Annotated in this window: 21 protein-coding genes; 20 read left to right on the plus strand and 1 reads right to left on the minus strand. The window is 50.3% G+C overall.

The window, feature by feature from the left end; all coding sequences use genetic code 11:
• The first annotated feature begins 63 nt into the window (after positions 1-63).
• The 11 genes from EA408_09715 (at position 64) to EA408_09765 (ending at position 8888) form a co-directional block, all read left to right on the plus strand.
• Positions 64-315, plus strand: a complete 252-nt coding sequence (locus tag EA408_09715; protein TVR71264.1) for a hypothetical protein — start codon at positions 64-66, stop codon at positions 313-315.
• Between the two features lie 19 nt (positions 316-334).
• Positions 335-745 carry a hypothetical protein gene (locus EA408_09720; GenBank protein TVR71265.1) on the plus strand — a complete coding sequence of 137 codons (411 nt, stop codon included), beginning with the start codon at positions 335-337 and terminating at the stop codon, positions 743-745.
• A gap of 4 nt (positions 746-749) precedes the next feature.
• Positions 750-1160, plus strand: coding sequence for an anti-sigma regulatory factor (locus EA408_09725; protein ID TVR71266.1), 411 nt, complete (start codon positions 750-752; stop codon positions 1158-1160).
• A gap of 14 nt (positions 1161-1174) precedes the next feature.
• Complete coding sequence (locus EA408_09730) at positions 1175-2509, plus strand: 4Fe-4S dicluster domain-containing protein (protein TVR71267.1); 1335 nt, start codon at positions 1175-1177, stop codon at positions 2507-2509.
• Positions 2510-2574: 65 nt separating this feature from the next.
• Positions 2575-2913, plus strand: coding sequence for a serine kinase (locus EA408_09735; protein TVR71268.1), 339 nt, complete (start codon positions 2575-2577; stop codon positions 2911-2913).
• 46 nt (positions 2914-2959) lie between these two features.
• Positions 2960-3700: a PHP domain-containing protein gene (locus EA408_09740; protein TVR71269.1), complete on the plus strand. Its 741-nt coding sequence runs from the start codon at positions 2960-2962 to the stop codon at positions 3698-3700.
• On the plus strand, positions 3697-4266 hold the full coding sequence (locus tag EA408_09745) for an ATP-binding protein (protein TVR71270.1): 570 nt from the start codon (positions 3697-3699) through the stop codon (positions 4264-4266). The genes EA408_09740 and EA408_09745 overlap by 4 nt, the downstream gene beginning before the upstream one ends.
• A 76-nt stretch (positions 4267-4342) precedes the next feature.
• A complete protein-coding gene (locus EA408_09750) occupies positions 4343-4741 on the plus strand; it encodes a (2Fe-2S) ferredoxin domain-containing protein (protein TVR71271.1) in 399 nt (132 codons plus the stop codon).
• A 20-nt stretch (positions 4742-4761) separates the two neighbouring features.
• Complete coding sequence (locus EA408_09755; protein TVR71272.1) at positions 4762-6555, plus strand: NADH-quinone oxidoreductase subunit NuoF; 1794 nt, start codon at positions 4762-4764, stop codon at positions 6553-6555.
• Between the two features lie 15 nt (positions 6556-6570).
• Complete coding sequence (locus tag EA408_09760; GenBank protein ID TVR71273.1) at positions 6571-8364, plus strand: 4Fe-4S dicluster domain-containing protein; 1794 nt, start codon at positions 6571-6573, stop codon at positions 8362-8364.
• A gap of 35 nt (positions 8365-8399) precedes the next feature.
• Positions 8400-8888, plus strand: coding sequence for an NAD(P)H-dependent oxidoreductase subunit E (locus EA408_09765; GenBank protein TVR71274.1), 489 nt, complete (start codon positions 8400-8402; stop codon positions 8886-8888).
• Between the two features lie 160 nt (positions 8889-9048).
• Here the strand turns inward: EA408_09765 and EA408_09770 are convergent, their stop codons facing one another.
• Positions 9049-9924 (minus strand): hypothetical protein, encoded by an 876-nt coding sequence (locus tag EA408_09770; protein ID TVR71275.1) that lies wholly within the window; start codon positions 9922-9924, stop codon positions 9049-9051.
• 190 nt (positions 9925-10114) lie between these two features.
• Here EA408_09770 and EA408_09775 point away from each other — a divergent pair, with 190 nt between their 5' ends.
• The 9 genes from EA408_09775 to EA408_09815 all read left to right on the plus strand — a co-directional run.
• A complete protein-coding gene (locus EA408_09775) occupies positions 10115-13111 on the plus strand; it encodes a T9SS C-terminal target domain-containing protein (GenBank protein TVR71276.1) in 2997 nt (998 codons plus the stop codon).
• A gap of 72 nt (positions 13112-13183) precedes the next feature.
• Positions 13184-13918: a GntR family transcriptional regulator gene (locus tag EA408_09780; protein TVR71277.1), complete on the plus strand. Its 735-nt coding sequence runs from the start codon at positions 13184-13186 to the stop codon at positions 13916-13918.
• 186 nt (positions 13919-14104) lie between these two features.
• Positions 14105-15598, plus strand: a complete 1494-nt coding sequence (locus EA408_09785; protein ID TVR71278.1) for a 2-oxo acid dehydrogenase subunit E2 — start codon at positions 14105-14107, stop codon at positions 15596-15598.
• Positions 15599-15608: 10 nt separating this feature from the next.
• Positions 15609-18077 (plus strand): dehydrogenase, encoded by a 2469-nt coding sequence (locus EA408_09790; GenBank protein ID TVR71279.1) that lies wholly within the window; start codon positions 15609-15611, stop codon positions 18075-18077.
• Between the two features lie 198 nt (positions 18078-18275).
• Positions 18276-19268, plus strand: coding sequence for an aldo/keto reductase (locus tag EA408_09795; GenBank protein TVR71280.1), 993 nt, complete (start codon positions 18276-18278; stop codon positions 19266-19268).
• A gap of 32 nt (positions 19269-19300) precedes the next feature.
• Positions 19301-20530 (plus strand): hypothetical protein, encoded by a 1230-nt coding sequence (locus EA408_09800; protein ID TVR71281.1) that lies wholly within the window; start codon positions 19301-19303, stop codon positions 20528-20530.
• Positions 20531-20598: 68 nt separating this feature from the next.
• Positions 20599-22572 carry an SDR family NAD(P)-dependent oxidoreductase gene (locus tag EA408_09805; protein ID TVR71282.1) on the plus strand — a complete coding sequence of 658 codons (1974 nt, stop codon included), beginning with the start codon at positions 20599-20601 and terminating at the stop codon, positions 22570-22572.
• Between the two features lie 155 nt (positions 22573-22727).
• On the plus strand, positions 22728-23993 hold the full coding sequence (locus tag EA408_09810; GenBank protein ID TVR71289.1) for an L-sorbose 1-phosphate reductase: 1266 nt from the start codon (positions 22728-22730) through the stop codon (positions 23991-23993).
• A 119-nt stretch (positions 23994-24112) separates the two neighbouring features.
• Positions 24113-24430: glycosyltransferase (locus tag EA408_09815; protein ID TVR71283.1), on the plus strand; the 318-nt coding region annotated here is incomplete at its 3' end.

A 24430-nucleotide genomic window follows, 5' to 3' on the forward strand; every position in this document is an offset into this window, starting at 1 on the left:
GATTCCAAAAGCTAATCGGGTACCAGCAAACGTAAACTCCACAGGATCCGGTTCTTCTTAATAATGGCAGTGATCCTGAAAGCTCAACGGGCGCCAACAGATAAATGTACTCCGAAAACCGGTCCTCTGCAGGCCGGATTTTTTATAATCAGCAGGTTTCGTATTTCAGCGCTAAAAATAGATGAGATTGATAAGTTACAGGCGCGCTATAGTCTTGCTAGGCAGAATGATTATAAATTATGTGTGAAAAGAATAACAGTGTTAAATAAATCACAAAAATATTTGCGCGTTATGATTTTATGGTTATTTTTGTAGTGTGAAATAATTAACAGTAATGATCATAACAAATACTTTATTAATGACTTTGCAGGAAATTCTGGATACGATCGACGGCAGGCTGGTTACGGGCAACGGTAACGGAATTCCGGCGCCGGGTTTGAACGGAACGACAGGAGGGGTAAGCAGCAATGGCTTTAATCTTGCTTTTGCATCAGACCTCATGAGCGATGTTCTGACACTAAGCAATGACAACGTGGTATTGCTTACCGGACTTGCAACGCTGCAAACTATTCGTACGGCTGAGATGGCTGACATAAACTGTATTATATTTGTAAGAAACAAAAGGGTGAGTCCGGAGATGGTTGAGCTGGCAAATGAAAGCGGAATAGAATTGATAGAGTGCAGGTATTCCATGTTCAAAACAAGCGGATTGCTCTATCAGGCCGGTTTGGGGCCTGTATACTGATGTCATGCACTTTGAATATGAAATAGAAGGAGGTAACTTTTCAAGGGCTGGTTACGCTTCGAGCGAAGTAAAGAAAAAGCTCCGGCAGCTTAATGTTGACCTGAAAATTATAAAGAGGGTTGTCGTGGCTCTTTATGAGGCGGAGGTAAATGTTGTGGCGCATGCCTGGAGCGGTATTATGAGGGTGGATATAGACCGTGACAGGATAAGCCTTGAAATAGATGACAAGGGCCCCGGCATACCCGATATTGAAAGGGCAATGGAGGAAGGTTTTTCCACTGCCTCTCCTGAAGTGAGGGAGATGGGCTTCGGAGCAGGTATGGGCTTGCCGAATATAAAGAAGAATGTTGACAAGCTCGAAATTACCAGTGAGGTTGGAAAGGGAACAAGAGTAGTAATGGTAACATATTTATAAAGGGGAAGCGGACTATGAAAAAACCGGATTTCCATCATGCGCTGAAGATTGACAGGGATGTGTGCATAGGTTGCACGCATTGTATGAATATATGCCCCACCGAAGCGATCAGGGTCAGGAACGGGAAAGCGGTGCTGATTGACAACAGGTGTGTTGATTGCGGGTTCTGCTACCGGGTATGTCCGGTTAATGCAATAATTGTCGAGCAGGACGACTTCAACAGGATCTTTGAATACAAGGTCAGGGTTGCCCTTATGCCTGCCGTCCTTACCGGGCAGTTTCCTGAAAATGTCTCGCTCAGGCAGATTCACAGTGAGTTGCTTGCTCTTGGGTTTACCCATATATGTGAGGTTGAACATGGGGTCGGGTTACTTTATGGGGTGATGATGGAGTACATGGAGAAGCATAAAGGTACCCGCCCCCTGATATCGGCATTCTGTCCTGCGATAGTGCGGCTTATACAGGTCAGGTTCCCGGCACTTGTTGAGAACCTGATCCATCTCAAGCCCCCTCTTGACATATCTGCATTGGGATTCAGGGAGCAACTTATTGAGGAGGGATATGACGGCAATGATATAGGGATATTCTATATAACACCGTGTGCTGCCAAGATCGCCGCTGTTAAAAGTCCGGTCGGCCAGGAAGATTCCCCGATAACCGGTGTAATAAACATGAATTTCTTATTCAATAAAGCCTATACCAGGGTCAGGCAGGAAAAAGGTGATTCCTGCATAGTGCCTGAGATACGGCAGCTTACACCAAGATCTTTGCTGTGGAGCCTTACCGGTGGAGAATCTGATCATGCACCCGGAAGAAGTCTTGCCATAGACGAGATACACAATGTGATCAATTTTTTGGAACAACTTGAGAACGAGGAGATGATGGATATAGACTTCCTTGAGTTGCGGGCCTGCGATGAGAGCTGTGCAGGCGGAGTACTTACCACGGCAAACCGCTTTTTTACAGTTGAAAGACTCAGGAAGCTGGCTGAACAACTGGTGGATGATGTGACTCACGGAGAGACCGGAGATTTTCTGAAAAAGCAGATGACCATCAGTCCCATTGAGCCCCGTTCAATGCTCAAGCTTGATGAGGATATGTCGGAGGCCATGAAAAAGCTGAAAAGGGTTGAAGAGATAACCAAGTGTCTCCCTGATGTGGACTGTGCCGCTTGCGGCTCGCCCAATTGCCAGGCATTTGCCGAGGACATTGTACAGGGTTATGCAAAGATAAACCAGTGTGTATTTGTGCAGCGTATCTTTGAGAACAGGGGGATACTCTCATGCGAGGAATCACTCAGGATCATGAAAGAGGTATGGGGAGGGGACAAGCTTGACAAGAATTGCTGAAATACCGGCCCGGCAGTAAATGGTCAGGCATAAACAGTTTGTAAAATAATTAATGCAGAAGAAAAATGACAGTTGCAGATATAGTAAAAGAGCTTGGATTAAAGGTGTTCTCAGGTGAAGAAAACCTCGACGGGAAAGTTACGGGCGGTTATGTTTCTGACCTGCTTAGTGATGTGATGGGTAACGCTGCTGAAGGTATGGTATGGATCACCCTTCAGACGCACCGGAACGTAACCGCAGTTGCATCTCTGAAGGATCTTGCGGCAATCATACTTGTCAAGGGGCTTGTGCCCGACGATGATATGGCCGGCCAGGCAGCCATGGAGGGTATACCGGTTTTGGGGACCGGAATGCAGGCATTCGATGTGGCCGGGAAGCTTCACAACCTGCTGAACAGGGAATAGGCCTTCCGGTAACGGCAGGGAAAAACCAGGCAAAAACCAGGCAACAATGAATGATTACAGGGCCGACTTACACATACATTCAGTCCTCTCCCCATGCGGGGACCTTGAGATGAGTCCCCGAAACATCATCAGCCATGCCGTTGAAAAGAAGATAGATATTCTGGGTATAACCGATCACAATTCAACAAGGCACGGGCCTCTGATGCGCAGACTGGGAAGGGAGAAAGGTATTTTCGTGCTTACCGGCGCCGAGGTCACCACCAGGGAAGAGGTCCACTGCCTCGCGTTCTTTGAAACAGACCGGCAACTCAAACTTTTCCAGGAATTCCTGGATGACGCTCTGATCCCTTTCAGAAATGATCCCCGGAGGTTCGGGCACCAGGTAGTCGTAGATGAAAATGATAATATTCTCGACGAGGTTGAAAACCTGCTGGTATACGCAATAGACAGGGATATTGATCAGGTGGAGGAGATGGTGCACAGTCTCGGCGGACTGTTCATACCGGCACACATTAACAGGGGCATGAACAGTCTTATCAGCCAGCTTGGTTTTGTGCCGGAAGGTATAAAGGCAGATGCCCTCGAGATATCAAGGCATACCGGGAAAAAGGAGTTTCTCGGCGATAACCCGTACCTGTCTGATTTCACATTTCTGCAGAACTCTGATGCCCATTTTCCGGATGATATCGGGAGGGTGCATTCTCTGTTCAGAATGAATGAGGCAAGTTTTTCCGAAATTAAAATGGCCCTGGCCGGTGAAGGGGGAAGGAGAGTGGTTTCGCCATGAAGGATATAGCATTGCATATACTTGACATAGCCCAGAATTCTGTGGTTGCCGGTGCTAAACTGATTGTTGTTGAGACAAAAGAGTGTCGCGGATCGGACAGGTTAACGGTGACTTTAACCGATAACGGCTGCGGAATGGATAGCGAAACTGTTGAGAAGCTGACTGATCCGTGGTTTACGTCGCGGACAACCCGAAGGGTCGGAATGGGGATACCACTGCTGATGCAGAGTGCGGTTCAGGCCGGGGGCTGGATCGATATAAGCTCTGAACCGGGCAATGGGACCAGGGTCACGGCGGTTTTCAGCCTTTCGCATATTGACCTTCCGCCGAAAGGCGATATAGCAGGGGTAATAAGCATGCTTGCAGGCGCCAATCCGGAAATGGATTTTGTTTACCGGCACAAATACGGAGAGGCTGAATATATCTTTGATACCCGTGAGGTGAAAGAGGTGCTGGAAGGTGTGCCGCTGAGTGAGCCAAAAGTGATCGGATATATGAAGGAGATGATCGCAGAGAATCTGGGCGAGCTTGAACAACAATTTACAAAGTATAATAAAAATCATTAATTTTTTATATTTAATGGGATAGCTTTGTCATCCCTGAAAAGATTGCAGAATTTCTAAAAACTATAAAAATACGGATATGGCAAAAGTAAAGTCACTGGCTGACCTTAAGAAGATGAAGGAGCAGCTTCAGTCATCGATCTCCCTCAGGGAGAAAAGCGAGCACCCCGAGGGTATGGTGCAGGTCAAGGTAGCCATGGCTACATGCGGGATCGCATCGGGAGCAAAGGATGTAATGGAATTCTTTACCGGCAACCTTGAGAAGCGCAATGTTGAGGCCATCGTTACCCAGACCGGCTGTATGGGCTACTGCTATGCCGAACCGACCATTGAGGTCAGGCTTCCCGGACAGGACCCTGTCGTCTATGGTTTCGTTGACGTGAAAAAGGCCGATGAGATAATTGAAAAGTATATTAAGCAGGGAGAGCTGGTAGACGGGATAATCCCGGTTAATTATGAAACTATTGATAAAAAATAATACACAAAAGGAACAGAACAATGTCTAAATACAAAATGCATCTCCTTGTATGCGGCGGAACAGGCTGCCATGCCTCAGCTTCAAACCAGCTTCTTGAAAACCTCAAGAAGGAGGTGGCCGACAAGGACCTTTCCGGTGAAGTGCAGGTAATATCCACTGGTTGCTTCGGTTTTTGCGAAAAGGGACCGATAGTGAAAACTATTCCCGATAATACCTTCTATACGGAGGTGAAGCCTGAAGACGCAACCGATATAGTTGCCGAACACGTCATCAAGGGCCGCCAGGTAAAAAGACTCCTTTACAAGGACCCCGTAAGGAAAGAGGTGATAAGCGACTCCAAAGATATGGGGTTCTACAAGAAGCAGCTCAGAATAGCGCTGAGAAATTGCGGCTTTATCAATCCCGAGAATATTGACGAGTATATTGCAGCTGACGGTTATAATGCCCTCGGTAAGGTTTTGACAGAAATGACTCCCGAAGAGGCTACCAAAGTTGTGATTGATAGCGGACTAAGAGGGCGCGGTGGCGGCGGGTTTCCTGCCGGTGTAAAATGGGACATAGCACGCAAGGTCGAATCCGATCAGAAATATGTGGTTTGCAATGCCGACGAGGGCGACCCCGGGGCATTCATGGACCGCTCAATTCTCGAGGGTGACCCCCATTCAGTTATCGAGGCTATGGCTATCAACGGTTACTGTATAGGGGCGGATAAAGGGCTGGTATATATTCGTGCAGAATATCCGCTGGCCATCGAGAGGCTGAAGATAGCACTTGACCAGGCAAGGGAATACGGCCTGCTGGGTGAGGATATCCTTGGTACCGGTTTTAATTTTGAAATTGAGATACGTTATGGCGCCGGCGCCTTCGTATGCGGTGAGGAGACGGCACTTATCCATTCAATGGAGGGTCACAGGGGCGAACCTACATTCAAGCCCCCTTTCCCGGCGCAGTCGGGTTACCTCGGCAAGCCGACCAACGTAAACAACGTGGAGACCTTTGCCAACATACCTGTTATTTATAACAAGGGAGCAGAATGGTTTGCATCAATCGGAACAGAAAAGTCCAAAGGGACAAAGGTATTTGCCCTTGCGGGGAAGATAAATAACGTCGGACTTATTGAGGTGCCTATGGGAACCACCCTCCGTGAGGTTATTTTTGAAATAGGGGGCGGGATAAAAGATGGTAAAAAGTTTAAGGCCGTTCAGACAGGCGGTCCCTCCGGGGGATGCCTTACCGAGAAGCACCTTGACACACCCATTGATTTTGATACTCTGATTGCAAGCGGATCGATGATGGGCTCGGGCGGTATGATCGTAATGGACGAGGATGACTGCATGGTATCGGTGGCCCGTTTCTACCTCGATTTTACCGTCGAGGAATCCTGCGGGAAGTGCACTCCCTGCCGGGTCGGGAACAAAAGGTTATATGAGCTGCTGGATGTGATCAGCAAGGGCAACGGCACACATGCCGAACTTGACAAGCTCAGGAACCTGAGTGAAGTGATAAAGGATACATCGTTGTGCGGACTGGGGCAGACATCACCGAACCCTGTTCTGTCAACAATGGACAATTTCTGGGATGAATATCTCTCTCACGTCGAAGATAAGATGTGTCCTGCCGGGCAGTGCAAGGAGCTCATCCGCTACGAGGTTGTCGAGGAGAACTGTGTGGGCTGTACTGCCTGTGCCCGCAACTGCCCCGTCAACTGCATCAGCGGCGAGCGGAAAGAGATCCATTTCATAGATCAGAGCCTCTGCATAAAATGCGGAGCCTGCTTCGAGAAGTGCAAGTTTAATGCAATAAGTGTGTCATAAATTATTTTTAATATAATGGAAAAAATAAAAGTTAAAATAGATAACCGGATGGTTGAGGTGGGAAAGGGAACCACAATCCTTGAGGCCGCCAGGAAGATTGATATAGATATTCCCACCCTCTGCTATATGAACCTTGGGGATATGGGGATCGAGCACAAGCCGGGCGGATGCCGCATCTGTGTTGTGGAGGTCGACGGGCGCAGGAACCTGGCGCCTTCGTGTGCGACTGACTGCCATGACGGGATGGAGGTGAAGACCCACAGCATCAGGGTGCTGAATGCGCGCCGCACGGTGATGGAACTGATGCTCTCCGACCATCCTTTTGAGTGCCTTACATGTGCCAAGTCGGGCAACTGCGATCTGCAGAGCATGGCGATCAAGTTCGGGATAAGGGAAATAACCTATGAAGGTGAAAAATCAACCTACAAGCCCGATACATCTCCTGCTATACTGCGTGATGTGGATAAATGCATTATGTGCCGCCGTTGCGAGAAGATGTGCAACGAGGTGCAGACAGTAGGAGTTCTCTCTGCCATAAACCGCGGCTTTGAGTCGGTGGTTGCACCTGCATTTGAGAGAAACCTTGATCACAGTGAATGTACCTATTGCGGCCAGTGCGTAGCTGTCTGCCCAACTGCAGCGCTTACCGAAGTTGACCATACCAACCAGGTGCTGCGGGCACTGGCAGATCCAAACAAGACAGTAGTGGTTCAGACTGCTCCTGCCGTAAGGGCAGCCCTCGGCGAGGAGTTCGGGATGGAACCGGGAACGCTGGTTACAGGCAAGATGGTGGCGGCGCTCAAGCAGCTGGAGTTCGACTATGTTTTTGACACTGATTTTGCTGCCGACCTTACCATCATGGAGGAGGGCGCTGAGATACTGGGGCGTCTCGGGAAGTTCCTCGCGGGGGATAAGGATGTTAAACTGCCAATTCTTACATCATGCTGCCCCGGATGGGTGAGCTTCTTCGAGTATCATTTTCCCGACATGCTTGACATACCTTCAACAGCAAGATCGCCGCAGCAGATGTTCGGTGCGATAGCAAAGACTTACTTTGCAGATAAGATCAAGAGAGACCGCAAGGATATGGTGGTAGTATCTATTATGCCATGCGTCGCCAAAAAATTTGAGTGCACACGCGAGGAATTCAGCGTGGACGGGAATCCGGATGTCGATTTTTCATTGTCGACCCGCGAGCTGGCCAATCTCATAAAGAGGGCAAATATTGATTTCAACAAGCTTTCCGACGAGGAGTTTGACGGCCCCATGGGCGAATCTACAGGCGCCGCTGTGATCTTCGGAACTACTGGCGGGGTGATCGAGGCTGCCACAAGGAGTGCATACGAGATGCATACAGGCAATAAGCTTGAAAAAGTTGATTTTGAGCAGTTAAGGGGGATGGAAGGTATCAGGGAAGCTACTGTCGATTTTGACGGCTTCCCGCTGAAGATAGGTATCGCCCACGGACTGGGAAATGCCAGGAAGCTGCTGGAGGACATCCGGTCAGGAAACAGCGAGTTCCACGCTATAGAGATCATGGCCTGTCCGGGCGGTTGTATCGGGGGAGGGGGACAGCCCCTGCACCATGGTAATTCGGCTATTCTGAAAGCAAGACAGAAGGCCATTTACCAGGAAGATGCTGCCAAACCGATCAGAAAATCACATGAGAACCCTTCCATAATCAAGCTTTACAAGGAGTTCCTTGGTGAGCCCCTGGGCGAGAAGGCCCATCACCTGTTGCACACAAAGTATTTCGACAGGGGTAAGGAAATTGTTATTGACGCAGATGTGAAAGAAGAAAACAAGTAAAATATTATATTTCGAAACAAACAGGAGAACAGCAAATGTCAGCAATCAAAATAAAACTCAGGGAAAATGACCTCAAACAGCTCAAGGAGGTCTGCAGTTCGTTCAATAATGAACCTGGTGAGTTGATCAACGTGCTTCACAGGGCACAGGGGATTTTCGGGTACCTGCCTGCAGAGGTTCAGGAAGTGGTGGCCCGGGAGCTAAATGTATCTGTTGCCAAGGTTTATGGCGTGGTAACCTTCTATTCATTCTTCACGATGGTTCCGCGCGGCAAATATCCCATCTCTGTCTGTACGGGAACCGCCTGTTATGTTCGCGGAGCCGAGAAGGTGCTTGACGAGTTCAAGCGTATCCTGAAAGTGCCGGTAGGAGAGACCACTCCCGACGGCAGGTTTTCTATTGCGGGACTGAGGTGCGTGGGGGCATGCGGACTTGCACCGGTGGTGCTGGTGGGGGACAAAACTTACGGACGCGTTGCTCCCGACGGAGTCAAAGAGATCCTCAAGGAATATGAGGATGATTAATATTGTCACTTCATTATTATAGTTAACCGGTAAGTTTTTGCTTAAAATAACATATCAATCTGCCATGACTTAATCCCGGCAGAGGCAATTTGGCCGGTTGACATGCAGTATGAGAAGAATGTCGCCGCAGGGTTACAGCAGCAGTCACCGAATCTGCCTGTCAGTCGTGAAACAGCAGCTGGCCGTTTTTGGTGAGGTGGAGGTATCTCAGTTCTGCCCTGCTGGAACTAAGGTTGAAGGGGATCTGGATAAACGACCTGACGGTTTCTCCTTGCAGCCTTGCGGGTTCCCACTGTCCCGGAAGCATTTCGATCGTTTCCCTGAAAAAGGTATTGACAGATGGTACTGAGCCTTCAAGTACCCTTATTCCTGACAATTCTCCGTTCTCCATAACCACGGCACCAATAATAATCCGTTGGTTCATCTCAGGGAGATCCACTTGTTCGACCCTTGACATGACAAATCTCCTGAAAAACTCATCGCCAAAGGAATAGGTGGCCGGCTGGTCTGTGGAATAAAATATGTCGTGAATGTACTCGGTACCGTCAGGGTAATAGTTTCTGTTGGAAACCAGTAAATTGTTATTGTATGTTGAAATTGATTTAATTGCACCTCCGGGATAGTATTCGGTTACCTCACCCTCAAGGTGCAGGTGGTAAGGGGAGGTTGTGTAGCCGGTTCTCATTATCTGCCCGGCTCTCTCTTCTGTAAAACGGTAAAGTCCGCGTTCAACCTCCTCAATATGCCGCATATACCTTTTCGAAAAAACCGTCTCTTCCCTGTAACGGATCTTCAGTGTGCCGTCCCGTGTAACTCTGATCCTCTCTGTCCTGATCCTCTGCGGCCCCTTTTCTGTGATCAGACTGTGCTGCACCCTGTAACGGCTGGCAGAGGACCTTGTAACAGTGATCTTCTCTATGGCCTTACCGGGCTCTTCGACCGGCTTACCGTTAACACCGTAGTAATATACTGTATCCCTCGCATTAAGGGTGACAGTAAGTGCCAGGAAAAGTACTATGATCGCTTTAATGTACATGGCTGAACGAAATTTGCTTCTCTTTGTTTGTTGTAATCAAGACCTGATCCTATAACTGACTGTAAAGATAAAATATTATACCCGGAAATTTATTACACCTGTGCAATAAGTCGTTCCAGACAGCCCCGCCCGTTATTCCAGGCCGGTAAATTTGTTATATTCGTGCTGTAAATGTCATTATTTATCAGAGATGAGAGTATTACGTTTTGCTTCGGTTTTTTTAATCATTCCATTTTTTTTGCCCGGGCTGCTCAGATCACAGGTTCCCGAGGGCGGGACAATGATGAACGCAACCTCCGGCACAACGTGGCGGCAGATTGGCAAGGGAGAGGTAACTGAAATAACTTATGGCGGACAGGATGCCCGTGCACAGGGCTTCTTCCTTGATGACTGGACTCCCAAAACCATTGAGATAACCGATTTTGATGAGGTTATTCAGACCACGGAGGAGGCGACGGTTACAGTTTCGGTCAGGGCCGATTCGGTAATTACCAGGGTAAGTCCGTTTGTGTACGGCCATAACGCGGCAGCCTGGGGCGGAAAGCTAAATGAAAGCTCCAGGGCGCTTGAGAATATACAGAATCTTTCTCCCAACGTAATCAGGTGGCCCGGCGGCAGTATGTCGAATAATTATTTCTGGAATGCCAGCAGCAGGGCTACCTGTCCCCCTGACCTTCCACCAGATTTTGAATACAGGGCACTTCATTACGGATCCAATAACCAGGATTGGACGATGTCGGTCGATAACTATTATGACTTGCTGGAGAAAACCAATTCAGAGGGAAGTATCTCAATAAACTATTCCTATGCCCGGTATGGCACGGGCGATGATCCGGTCCGCACTGCCGCAAGGTATGCGGCCGACTGGGTGAGGTATGACAATGGGAGGACCCGCTTCTGGGAAATCGGAAATGAAAATTATGGTAGCTGGGAAAGCGGTTATATAATAGATCAGTCTCTCAATCAAGACGGTCAGCCCAGGCTTATCTCCGGAGAGCTTTACGGCAAACATGCCAGGGTATTTATCAAAGAGATGAGAAAGGCGGCAAGGGAAACAGGGCATGATATCAAAATCGGGGTAGTAACCCGTAATGAGCACGTTACCTATACCGATAATGTAATGAACAGCTGGAACCGGGGTATGATGAGCCAGGTGGGCGATATGGCCGATTTTTTTATACCCCATACCTATTTTACCCCTTATAAGGAAAACTCCGGAGTCGATGTTATTTTGAATTCCGAAACAAAAGTAAAAAGCATAAGGGATTATATTGACGGCGGATTAAAGAACCATGCCGGCCTCGATCCCCAGCCAATCGCGCTAACCGAATGGAACATTTTTGCCGAGGGCAGGATGCAGCAGGTATCATTTATCAACGGCATGCACGCCGCCCTTGTACTGGGTGAGGCGATCAAAAACCAGTACGGTATGACGATCCGCTGGGATCTTGTAAACGGGTGGAGCGACGGCGACAATCACGGCATATTTGCCGACGGCGAGCCCGGGATTCCGCGATACACTCCGAGAGCGCCTTTTTTCCATATGTACTATTTCCAGAAGTTTTTCGGCGACCGTATGGTCCACTTGGCGGTTGAAGGCAATGCGGATGTAGTGGGCTATGCCTCCAGGTTTCATTCCGGGCAGAGCGGAATAGTTCTTGTGAACAAGGGAACTGCCGGTCAGGTTGTCACTATTAATATGGAAAATTTTAATGCAGGCGACCGGTACTACTATTATCTGCTTACCGGGGGAAATGATAACGGCGATTTCTCCCGGAAGGTTTATGTAAACGGTCTGACTACATCATACGATGGCGGCGGCCCCGATAATTACTCGGAAATCATCCCTTACGGAACAACTATTGAAGGCGATATCAGGCTTGAACTTCCCGGACGGGGAACCCTGTTTGTCATTGTCGAACAGGATACCACCCTTCCCGGCCAGACAATAGAGTTTGATCCGCTGCCGGTAAAAATGGTTGGTGACAGTGATTTCAGGCTTCATGCAACGGCAAGTTCCGGACTGCAGGTAAAGTTTGCAACCACCGATCCCCAGGTTGCGGTTGTCCGCCATGACAGGGTTGAAATAATAGGGGCAGGTGAATGTGAAATTATAGCATACCAGGAGGGTGATCATGCAACCGCGGCCGTGCAGGTATCCCGGACCCTTACCGTTCAAAAAGCCGGTCAGGGCATTTCAATGGAGCCGTTTGATGAGACAGCCTACGGCGTTGAATTTACGGGCGACCCGGCAACAGTATCATCCGGACTCCCGGCCCGCTATACCAGCTCCGATCATGATATAGCCGTTATCCTGGACGGAAAGATCGTCATCACCGGGACCGGCACCACTGAGATCACGGCCTACCAGGACGGAAACCGGAACTTCGCTCCGGCCGAACCGGTAACCCAAACCCTTGCGGTTGGCCAGGGCAGCCAGGAAATTATTATGGAGACTTCCGCCGAGATAACGTTCGGTGATACCTGGCCGGGTCATCCGGCAACTGCAACCAGCGGATTGCCGGTCAGCTATACAAGCTCTAACCATGAGGTTGCCACCGTTAAGGGTGACAGCATCTTTATAGCCGGAGCGGGAGTAACCGAAATCACCGCCAGCCAAAACGGGAATGAAAACTGGTACCCGGCAACCCCGGTAGTAATGACGCTAACAGTGCTGAAAAGCGGGCAGACCATCAATTTTCCCAAACTACCTGAAAAGACAGTGGACGATGCTGATTTTCCAGCCGGGGCAACAGCCAGTTCGGGTCTGGAGGTGACCTATACCAGCTCTGATACTGAAGTGGCTGTTGTTTCAGAAGGGATGATCCAGATAACCGGGGCAGGAACTACCACAATTACTGCAATGCAGGAAGGCAATGAAAACTATAATGCCGCACCGGAGGTTTCACGGGAACTGGTTGTGCTTGCACCAACAGTAATTGATGAGGCAGATCCTGCCGGTGACGATGGAATAAATATATTTCCCAATCCCGCATCAGGGTATGTTACCATTATTACCGGTGCAGGTGATTTCGTGATCCGGATTTACAACCAGACGGGCGTCCTGGTTTATCACGACCCTGATCCGCCGGCGCAACTTGTTATACCTGTGGAAAATCTTGGCGGTAATGGTATATACCTGGTAAGGGTGAATTCATCTGTAAAGAGGCTGGTGGTTCTGGACTGAGTGAAAGTTATACATGCTTGTATATACAAGTTGTTTGTTCTATCTTTATGCTGCTTTACCTAATATTTGAGTATGGTTGCCGGACCGGAAAAGTTACAGGAGAAGGGTGTTCCTCAATACAGGCGCCTTTACGAGGTGTTGCGAAGGCATATTACCGAAGGCGTATACAATGAAGGTGACCTTCTGCCTTCTGAAAATGAGCTTTGCAGTGTTTACGGACTTACCAGGCCCACTGTCAGGCAGGCTCTGTCGGAGCTGGTCAGTGACGGCTATATAAGCAAGCAGCAGGGCAAGGGGAGCATTGTTAACAAGCTGCCCCAGGGGATCGGGATATTGTCGGTTTCGGGCACCACCTCTGCACTGAAGAACAAGAACCTTAAGACCAGTATCATTGTTAAACCGGCCATGAGACCATGGCCTGACGGGTTTATGTTTCGCCTGAGCGATCTTGAGCTCGAATCGGGATGTATATACATGACCCGTCTGAGGCTGCTTGATGATGAACCCATCTTTTATGACATCAGCTTCATCCCGGCCATAAACCTTCCCCGGTTCACATCGCGCAGCTTTGAAAACCGGTCGCTGTTCGGGATACTGAGAAAGGAATACCAGGTGGAAATAAAGGGAGGTGAGCAGAGGATACGGGCAATCAAGGCCGATGAAGAACTATGTGCATGGCTGAAAATCAGGCCAGGCGATCCGGTACTGCATATGGAAAGAAAAATGGTCACAAACCGTCAGGAACTAAATATCTACTCATCAATATACTGCAACACCCGTTTCCATTCCATTTACGGTACATTCTGATAAGCTCCGGCATTCAGCCGCATACGTGCCGGAAGCTTTCCGTTCAAAGTGTATCAGGAGTTCAACTTATTTAGCTTGTAATTACAAGTAAAAGTATTATATTTGTATATATTTGTTTAGCAGTGATTCAGGTTTAGAATAGGTTTGTTTTTGCAGTACTTGTAATAACATGTAAAAGAATTATTTATGGCAACTTCAGTTGTTATGCCAAGACAGGGCCAGAGTGTGGAATCCTGCATTATCACCCGCTGGCACAAAAATAAAGGCGATACGGTTGTGGCAGGGGATATTCTTTTCTCCTATGAAACAGACAAGGCCGCTTTTGAAGAAGAGGCGAAAACAGGAGGCATTCTCCTGGATATTTTCTTTGAGGCCGGAGATGAGGTGCCGGTTCTCGAAACCGTTGCGGTAATCGGAGAGGCCGGTGAGGATTATGGCGGACTGGCGCCTGGCGGTGCATCGTTAAAAGATGATGACCGGCAACCGGAACCTGGTGATTCGCACGCAAAAGATGATGACCGGCAACCGGAAACTGGTGATTCGCACGCAAAAGATGATGACCGGCAACCGGGACCGGACAACAAAGGGGACGCCGGGTCTGCTGATGGTGCCCCGGAGGAGACTGCAGAAGGAGATACTGTAAAAAGCGAACCTGCAGAAAAAGTGTCTGCCAAAGGAGCAGAAGCCACGGTAGCCGCCGGAGCAGTGCCCGGCACAGGGAGAATTCGTATATCGCCGCTGGCAAGAAAGCTGGCAGGGGAGCTTGGTGTCCCTCCTGAAAACCTGCACGGTACGGGCCCCGGAGGCAGGATAATCGGACGTGACGTGAAAAGGGCAGCGGCAGAAAGTGAAAAGAGGGCTCCCTCTCCGGGTAAATCTTCGGCCAATGTGCAGGAAATACCTTCCGCCGGATCTCAGGCTGCCCCGGATTTTGCGGCTGCTCCCGGAGCCGGCCCGTCTCACGCAGAAGCAGGCGGATCCGGGTACCGTGACGTTAAGTTGAGCAACATGCGCAGGATCATTGCCGGGCGCATGGAGCAGTCACTTCAGAATTCGGCCCAGCTTACCCACCATATGAGCGCCGATGCAAGAAAGATGCTTGCATGGAGGAAGGAGATAAAGCAAAACCGCGACGGATCCGCCACGGGCGACATCACTATCAATGATATGGTATGCTTTGCCGTTGTAAGGGCGCTGAAAAAACATCCGTACATGAATGCTCATTACCTGGGCGACAAGATACGGGTATTCAACAAGGTCCACCTTGGAATTGCCGTTGATACGGAACGGGGACTGATGGTGCCTGCCGTCAGGGATGCGGGTGACATGAATGTTGGGAAACTGGCAGGTCGGATAAGGGAACTTGCAGGGGAGTGCAGGAAAGGGAGTGTTGATCCGGGTCTGCTGGCAAGTGAGAGCGCCACATTTACCGTTACCAACCTGGGTGCGTACGGAGTGGAGATGTTCACCCCTGTTCTTAACCTGCCCCAGGCAGGCATACTTGGAGTAAATACCATCACATACCGGCCCGCCGACATTGGAGAGGGTGTTATCGGGTTCATCCCGGTTATAGGATTGTCGCTCACATACGATCACCGTGCGGTGGACGGGGCACCTGCTTCCGCATTCCTTGCCGAAGTCAGGAAAGAGATAGAAACAATAGAAAAGTGTACAATATAAAAACATTGATATGCCTAAGAACCAGTTTATTGATCCCTTAAAAGTCAGAAAGCCCGGGAAGATAGAGTTTGGTACCATACCTGTGAACTCATATGACAGGTCAATCGGGGAGGAGAGAAAAGCCTATTCTGACAGCGACCTTGTGCGTGTTTACAGGGATATGGCAATAATAAGGGAGTTTGAAACAATGCTCCATGAGATAAAGACAAAGAACGAGTACAGGGAAGTTAAATACAATCATCCCGGACCCGCCCATCTGTCAATCGGCCAGGAGGCGGCCGCAGTGGGCATGGCCTGGCATCTTGATGCCAGTGACTATATTTTTGGCTCGCACCGCAGCCATGGCGAAATACTGGCCAAGGGACTTTCGGCAATCCATAAGCTTGATGACAAAGAGTTGATGAACATCATGGGCTCCTATTTCGGGGGATCTATCCTGAAGATAGTGGAGAAGGGCTTCGACGGGACCGTAAAGGAGCTGGCCGTCGATTTCCTGCTATACGGGACCCTGGCCGAGATATTTGCACGCGATACAGGTTTCAACAGGGGCCTTGGGGGGTCGATGCATGCCTTCTTCACCCCTTTCGGGGTTTACCCGAATAATGCCATAGTAGGCGGCTCGGGCGATATTGCGGTGGGTGCCGCCCTCTACAAGAAGGTCAACCTTAAACCGGGGATCGTGGTGGCAAATATAGGCGACGCCTCCATGGGATGCGGGCCCGTATGGGAGGGCATATGCTTTGCCGCCATGGATCAGTTCCGCACGCTGTGGGAGGGTGAATACCGGGGAGGAATGCCCGTGATATTCAATTTCATGAATAACCAGTACGGCATGGGGGGACAGACCCAGGGTGAAACAATGGGGTATGACATACTTGCCCGGGTCGGTGCGGGAGTTAACCCCGATATGATGCATGCTGAAAGGGTTGATGGATACAACCCGCTGGCAGTGATGGATGCCTTTAAAAGAAAGAAGAAGATACTGGAGGAAAAAGGCGGACCCGTTCTGCTTGATACGCTCACATACCGTTATTCAGGGCACTCGCCGTCAGATGCCTCATCCTACAGGTCAAAAGAGGAGCTGGAGGCATGGCAGGAGGTGGATTCCATAAAGGGATACGGTGAAAACCTGGTTTCAGCCGAAGTGGCAGCCGGTGATACCCTTGATGAGATAAAGAACCAGGTGGTTGACCTGATTCTCAAGGCCACCCGGTTGTCGGTCGATGACAAAATATCTCCCAGGATGGATCTGGTTGCAAAGCCTGAACTTATAGGAAAAATGATGTTTTCGGGCGGTTCGGCCGACAGGATGGAGGAGAGGGAGCCCGAAACGCTGATGCCCCTTGAGGATAACCCCAGGGTTCAGCAGATCAGTAAAAAGGAGCGGTTTGCGTTTGACAGCGACGGTAAACCGTTTTCAAAACTGAAGCAGTACCAGCTGCGCGACGGTATTTTCGAGGCTGTAACAGACCGTTTCTACAAAGATCCTACCCTGGTGGCCTATGGCGAGGAGAACAGGGACTGGGGAGGAGCTTTTGCGGTCTATCGGGGACTGACCGAGGCGCTTCCCTATAACAGGCTCTTCAATTCACCAATATCTGAAGGTGCCATTGTGGGGACCGCAATCGGTTACGGCATGTGCGGGGGCCGCGTGATAGCCGAGATCATGTATTGCGATTTCCTTGGCCGCGCCGGCGACGAGGTGTTCAACCAGCTGCCCAAGTGGCAGGCCATGAGCGGAAACCTGATCAGGATGCCGGTGGTGATAAGGGTGTCGGTAGGCTCCAAGTACGGAGCCCAGCATTCGCAGGACTGGTCATCGCTCGTTGCACACATTCCCGGCCTGAAGGTGGTTTTCCCGGCTACCCCGTATGATGCCAAGGGGCTTATGAATTCAGCCCTGCAGGGTACCGATCCGGTCATCTTCTTTGAGAGCCAGAGGATATATGATGTTGGCGAGCATTTTCACGAGGGGGGAGTGCCCGGGGAGTATTATGAGATCCCTTTCGGGGAACCTGACGTCAAGCGGGCCGGCGATGACATTACCATCCTTACCGTGGGCGCCACCCTGTACAGGGCGATCGAGGCTGCAGATATACTCAATGAGAGGTATGGAATGTCGGCCGAAATAATTGATGCCAGGAGCCTGGTGCCCTTTAACTACGAGGTTCTGCTCGAATCGGTCAGGAAGACCGGCAGGCTTCTGCTCGCGGGCGATGCCAACACCAGGGGCTCATTCCTGAATGATATCGCCAGGAACGTAACCGAGCTGGCTTTTGATTATCTTGATGCACCACCTGTTGTCGTGGGTGCAAGGAACTGGATCGTGCCTGCCCATGAGCTGGAGGACTTCTATTTCCCTCAGTCCGCGTGGATGATAGATGCGATACATCAGCGCATCGTTCCGCTTGACGGGCACACCGTGTCGGAGGACTTCAGCGATGAGACATTGCTGGCCAGAAGCCGGGAGGGGGTTTAAAGGATGTTGCATCTAAAATGGCATGATAGCTGGCGTTAAAATGGCGTTACATCGAAAATGGCCCGATAGGTTATGAAATAAAGGTGCGGCGCCGGGTAAGGAAAGCAGTTAAGGGTTTAGCCGGGGTTCTGATGTAAATATGGAAGGCGCTACGGGGTATTTTACACAGCATGATTATCTTTACGTAAAAAAAGAGATATGGAAAAAAGAAAACTGGGCAAAAGCGGAATTGAGGTCACCCCTATCGCCTTTGGTGCCTGGGCCATTGGAGGCTGGATGTGGGGCGGGGCCGAAAAGAACGCGGCTGTAAAGGCCATCAGGAAGTCTGTCGACCTGGGTATAACAACCATTGACACCGCTCCCGTTTACGGCTTCGGGCTTAGCGAGGAGATCACGGGAGAAGCAGTTAAGGGTATGCGTGACAAGGTGCAGATCCTTACCAAGTTCGGATTGCGATGGGACGGCACCAGGGGTAAATTTTTCATGGCGACAAAGGATAACAGTGGTAACAGCATTGATTTGTACGGGTATTCGGCAAGGGATTCGGTGATCGAAGAGTGTGAGAACAGCCTCAGGAGGCTGGGCACCGATTATATTGACCTGCTGCAGATACACTGGCCCGATCCCACAACTCCCGTCAGCGAGACTATGGAGGCCCTGAACATGCTGATAAGCCAGGGCAAGGTAAGGGCAGCAGGTGTTTCCAATTACGATGTGCCACTTATGGAGGAGGCTGCCGGTGTAACAGTGATCGCATCGAACCAGGTGCCATACAGCATGCTTAAAAGGGATATTGAAAAGGATGTTGTTCCGTGGTGTATCAGTAATGATGTGGGCATCCTTGCATACAGTCCCCTGCAGAGGGGATTGCTGACAGGTAAGTTCAACCCCGGCCACAAGTTCGGCGAAGGTGATGCAAGGGGCGGACTGCACTGGTTCAGGAGGGAAAATATCGTCAGGGTAAATGAATTTCTCGATAAGCTCAGGCCGCTTGCCGAAGAGAAAGCTGCAACATTGTCGCAGCTTGTGTTGCGCTGGACCATTCAGCAGCCGGGTATAACCTGTGCGCTTGCCGGAGCAAGGGATCCGGAACAGGTGTCAGACAATGCCGGAACACTTGGGTTCTCACTCTCCGATGAAGAACTTGGTTTCATCAACATGGAGCTGAACAAACTCGAACTGCTTACCTGACAATAGTTTCGCAATGCCCCATAACCGGAAGTATGCATAATATATTACGTGGTTTTCCCCCGAAAGGGGATTTGATAAAATGGTACACGGAGAAAGGTCCCGGCCCTGTCCTGAAAGTGAACTGCCACATTCACTCCCCTTACTCGTTCAGTGCCTTTGATGATCTTGAGCAGGCTTTCTCAATGGCTGCCGCGGAGGATGTGAAAGTTCTGGGAATAAATGATTTCAACACAACCGAAGGGTACAGCCGGTTCTATGAACTGGGTCTTGCATACAGGGTCTTTCCCCTTTTCAACATCGAGTTTATGGGGCTTCTGGAAGAGGAGCAGAGAAAAGGGGTCAGGATTAATGACCCCAATAACCCGGGAAGAATCTACTTCTGCGGGAAAGGGCTTGATTTTCCGGTATCCCTCAGCGGGTCTTCATCAGCAAAGATAACCAGCGTGACAGCTGAGAGCCACCGCCAGGTGAGGGAGATGACGGCCCGGCTGAATGACCTTCTGCAGTCGGCTGGTTCAAGTGAGAGGATCGGGTTTGACGAGGTAAGGGAAAAACTGACCATGGGCATGGTGAGGGAACGTCATCTTGCCAGGGCCCTGCGACTTATGATCTTTCAGAAGCACCCGGCAGCCGGTGAAAGAAAGATGTTCCTCAAAGACCTTTTTGGAGGCACTGAACCAGCAGCAGATCCGGCAGATGTGGCCGCTCTTGAAAATGAGCTGAGGGGCAGGCTGCTCAAGTCGGGAGGCCCTGCATTTGTGGAGGAGGACAGCAAGGCCTTCCTGGATATTGATGAGATATGCGGAATTATCGCAGATGCCGGCGGAATACCCTGTTATCCTGTTCTTTTGGATGATGCCGGCGGAAACTGCACTGAGTTTGAGAGTGACCTGGAAGCGCTGTCGGGCAGGCTCAGGGCATGGGATGTGCCGGCCGTGGAACTTATTCCGGGAAGGAACTCCCCCGAAGCAATCAGGCGTTTTACCGGCTTTTTCAGGGATAAAGGATTTGTGGTTATGTTCGGCACAGAACACAACACACCGGCTTTGCAGCCGCTGAAGGTGGCGGTTCGGGGCGGCGGGGAACCTGACCCGGATTTGGCCGGCATTTCTTACCTGGGTGCATGCCTTGTTGCCGCACACCAGTATTTGCGGGCGAAGGGAGAAACAGGCTATGCCGGTTTTCCCGTGAAGGAGGAGAGAGAGGAGTTTGAGGAGCTGGGGAAAGCGGTAATAGCAAGGTTTATCGAGAAGGACGGTTGATGGTCTGCGAGCGGCAACCATCTGTAGCAGGCGGTTATAACGGTTACCGGATTTAAATTAAAGTAACTATGGAAGATAAAGCACTGGACGATCTTGTTGAGATATCCCGGTTTTACGGTACGGGCAAGGATTACGTGATAGCAGGAGGGGGGAACACCTCCTGGAAGGACGGTGACAGGCTCTGGATAAAAGCGAGCGGCACCAGCCTTGAAACCATCGGCCGTGACGGTTTTGCCGTAATGAGCAGGGCAAAGCTGCGGGAGATGGCAGAAAAAAAGTACAGCGACGACCCATTTGAGAGGGAGCGCCAGGTCAAGGCCGATCTTCATGCATGCTCTGCCGATCCGTCAAGTCCGCTTCGCCCATCTGTCGAGACAAATCTTCACGAGATAATAGAGTACAGTTATGTGGTGCACCTGCATCCGGCCCTGGTCGGGGGACTGTTATGCAGCCTTGATTCGCGCAGGGTCACTGCAGAGCTTTTCCCTGATGCACTTTACATTGAGTATACTGACCCGGGCTATACCCTTTTCCGCAAGGTGAAGGATGAGATTGAAAAATACAGGGAGGCCAGGGGACATGAACCACAGGTAATATTCATGGAGAACCACGGGGTGTTCGTTTCAGCCGGAACCACCGGTGAGATAAGGCAGATTTACGACAGGATCTTTTCCGGGATCAGGGCCCGGCTCGGGCCGGCAGATGAGACAGAGGAGCTGGCTGTACCGGAAGGTGCCGCACAGTTCATGCCGGTGATCCGCATGCTTGTGTCGGACGTGGGGCATAAAACAGTGTCGGCAAGGAACAACACACTCATCTCCCGATTCAGCCAAAGCAGCAGTTCCTTCTCAAAAGTATCGGCTCCCTTCACCCCCGATATAATTGTTTACTGCAAATCCTCATACCTCTATATTGATGAAAACGGTTCGCCTGAAAAGATAATCGGTGCGATTGAGTCGGGAATTCAAAGATTTCGCAGCGAAAACGGATATTTCCCTGTAATAGTTGTCGTGAAAGGATACGGGCTGTTTGGGATTGGAGATAACTGGCAGATGGCTGACACGGCGCTCGACATATTCGAGGACCTCATGAAGATCAGCCGCTATACCGAAAGCTTCGGCGGGCCGCGGTTCATGAATGACCGGCAGATAGAGTTTATTGATACCTGGGAGGTGGAGAATTACCGTAGAAACGTTGCATCAGGAAAGAAACATTCCGGCAGGGTTGAGGGGATAACGGCGATTGTTACTGGTGGCGCCATGGGTTTTGGTGCAGGGATCGCTTTGTCGCTCATCGATGAGGGTGCAAATGTTGTGATTGCCGATATCAGCCGGGAAGAGGGAGAGAAGCTGACAGGCCAACTGAATGGCCCCGGCAGGAAGAACAGGGCGGTCTTCATTGAAAGTGACATAACCGTTCCGGTGTCTGTAAAACAGCTGGTTGATAAGACCGTGATGGAGTTCGGGGGACTCGACCTGATGGTGTCCAACGCGGGAATACTGTATGCCGGTTCTCTTGATGAGATGGATGAGGAGGTGTTTGAACGTGTCACCAGGGTGAACTATACCGGCTATTTTCACTGCGCGAAATATGCATCGGCGGTCATGAAGCTGCAGAACCGCTTCAGCAAGGCCCGCTTTTTCGATATTATCCAGATAAACTCCAAATCCGGACTTAAGGGGAGCAACCGGAATTTCGCATATGCAGGCGGTAAATTCGGGGGAATTGGTTTGACCCAGTCCTTTGCGCTCGAACTGATGCAATTCAACATCAAGGTTAATTCCATCTGCCCCGGCAACTTTTTTGAGGGCCCGCTGTGGTCCGACCCCGAAAACGGGCTTTTTGTGCAGTATCTGCGTACAGGCAAGGTGCCTGGCGCAAAGACGGTTGATGATGTAAAACGGCATTATGAGAAACAGGTTCCTGCAGGCCGCGGATGCCGCGTTGAAGATGTAATGAAGGCCATCTACTACGTGATCGGGCAGGAATATGAAACAGGCCAGGCTGTGCCTGTCACCGGTGGTCAGAACATGCTCCACTGACCATATGTTACAGGCGGCAGGTACATGCTCCAATGGTCATTGTTACAGGCGGCCTGAACATGCTCCACTGACCAGTGTTGCCAGCGGCCTGCCCCCCCGCCGGCCATGTGGATTGAGTGACGGCTGCAGGAGAGGACATATTAACTATAATCATGATGAAGACAAAAGCAATAAGATTATACGGGAAGAACGATATCAGGCTCGAGGAGTTTGAGCTGCCTGAAATGAAGGAGGACGAGATACTGGCACAGGTGGTATCTGACAGTATCTGCATGTCTTCCTACAAGGCTGTTACCCAGGGTGCCGACCACAAGCGTGTTCCCAACGATGTGCACAACAATCCCACTATCATAGGTCATGAGTTCAGCGGTATTCTGCTGAAAGTTGGAAGAAAATGGAAGGACCACTTCAGGGAGGGAGACAAGTTTTCCATACAGCCGGCAATGAACTATAAGGGGAGCCTTGATGCGCCGGGGTATTCCTTCCGGTATATCGGAGGAAATGCAACGCATGTCATTATACCGAATGAGGTGATGGAGACAGACTGCCTGCTGCCTTACAATGGAGAAAGCTTCTTTCACGCCTCACTTTCCGAGCCTATGTCATGCGTTATCGGGGCTTTTCATGCCTCTTACCATACCAAAAACGGTGTATACAGGCACGATATGGGAATAAGGGAAGGAGGAAAGGCGGCAATCCTTGCGGGAGCGGGTCCTATGGGACTCGGAGCAATTGACTATGCAATTCATTGTGACAGGAAGCCTGGATTGCTTGTAGTTACAGACATTGACAAGGCGCGGCTGGAAAGGGTGGCCAAAATACATACGCCTGAAGAGGCTGCAAAGAACGGTGTTGAGCTAAAGTATGTTAACACGGCTGATGTGTCAGATCCTGTGTCGTACCTCAGGTCTCTTACCGGAGATGAGGGTTATGATGATGTGTTCGTATTTGCCCCTGTGCGACAGGTTGTCGAAACCGGAGACAGGATACTCGGTTTTGACGGTTGCCTCAACTTTTTTGCCGGCCCCTCGGATCCGGGGTTCAGCGCCGAAATGAATTTTTACAATGTGCATTACGCGTTTACCCATATTGTAGGAACCAGCGGTGGCAACACCGACGACATGAAGGAGGCCCTTGAGATGATGGCTGCCGGGAGGTTGAACCCCGCCGCCATGATAACCCATATCGGGGGACTCGATGCGGTGATAGACACCACGAAGCGCCTGCCGCAAATACCGGGCGGCAAGAAACTGATATATACCAATATCTCGCTTCCTCTGACAGCCATTGAGGATTTCGGTAAGCTCGGGCGCATTGATCCCTGCTTCAGGGAGCTCCACAGGATGCTTGAGGCCAACGACTTTATATGGTCGTCCGAAGCGGAGAGGTTCCTGCTCGAACATGCCACGCCGCAGAGGTAAAGCCGTAATACCATTTTTTAGCTTCGCACCGCGAATTTTTTAATCACACATGCCTTTCAGGCAAAACCCGGCCAGGACATTACCGGGACCAGACGCTGGCTTCATTGATTAACTAAATATTGCTACATTACAGCATGGAACTTTCGGTAGTTTTCCCGGTTCTTAATGAGGAGCATAAGATCGCTGCAGATATTGAGGCGGCCTTTGCATTTATGGATGATAACCTGATCAGCGGAGAGGTGATAATTGTGGATGACGGCAGTACCGATAACACGGCCAAGCTGGTATCGGATATGATGACAGTTAGTGACAGGCCGCTTCACCTTATCAGTTACAGTCCCAATCGCGGCAAGGGATATGCCGTCAGGCAGGGTATAATGGCTGCCCGCGGCAGGATAATAATGTTTGCCGACAGCGGCAACTGTGTGCCGCTGGAT

The sequence above is a fragment of the Marinilabiliales bacterium genome (genome assembly GCA_007695015.1).
Classification (GTDB): Bacteria; Bacteroidota; Bacteroidia; order Bacteroidales; family PUMT01; genus PXAP01.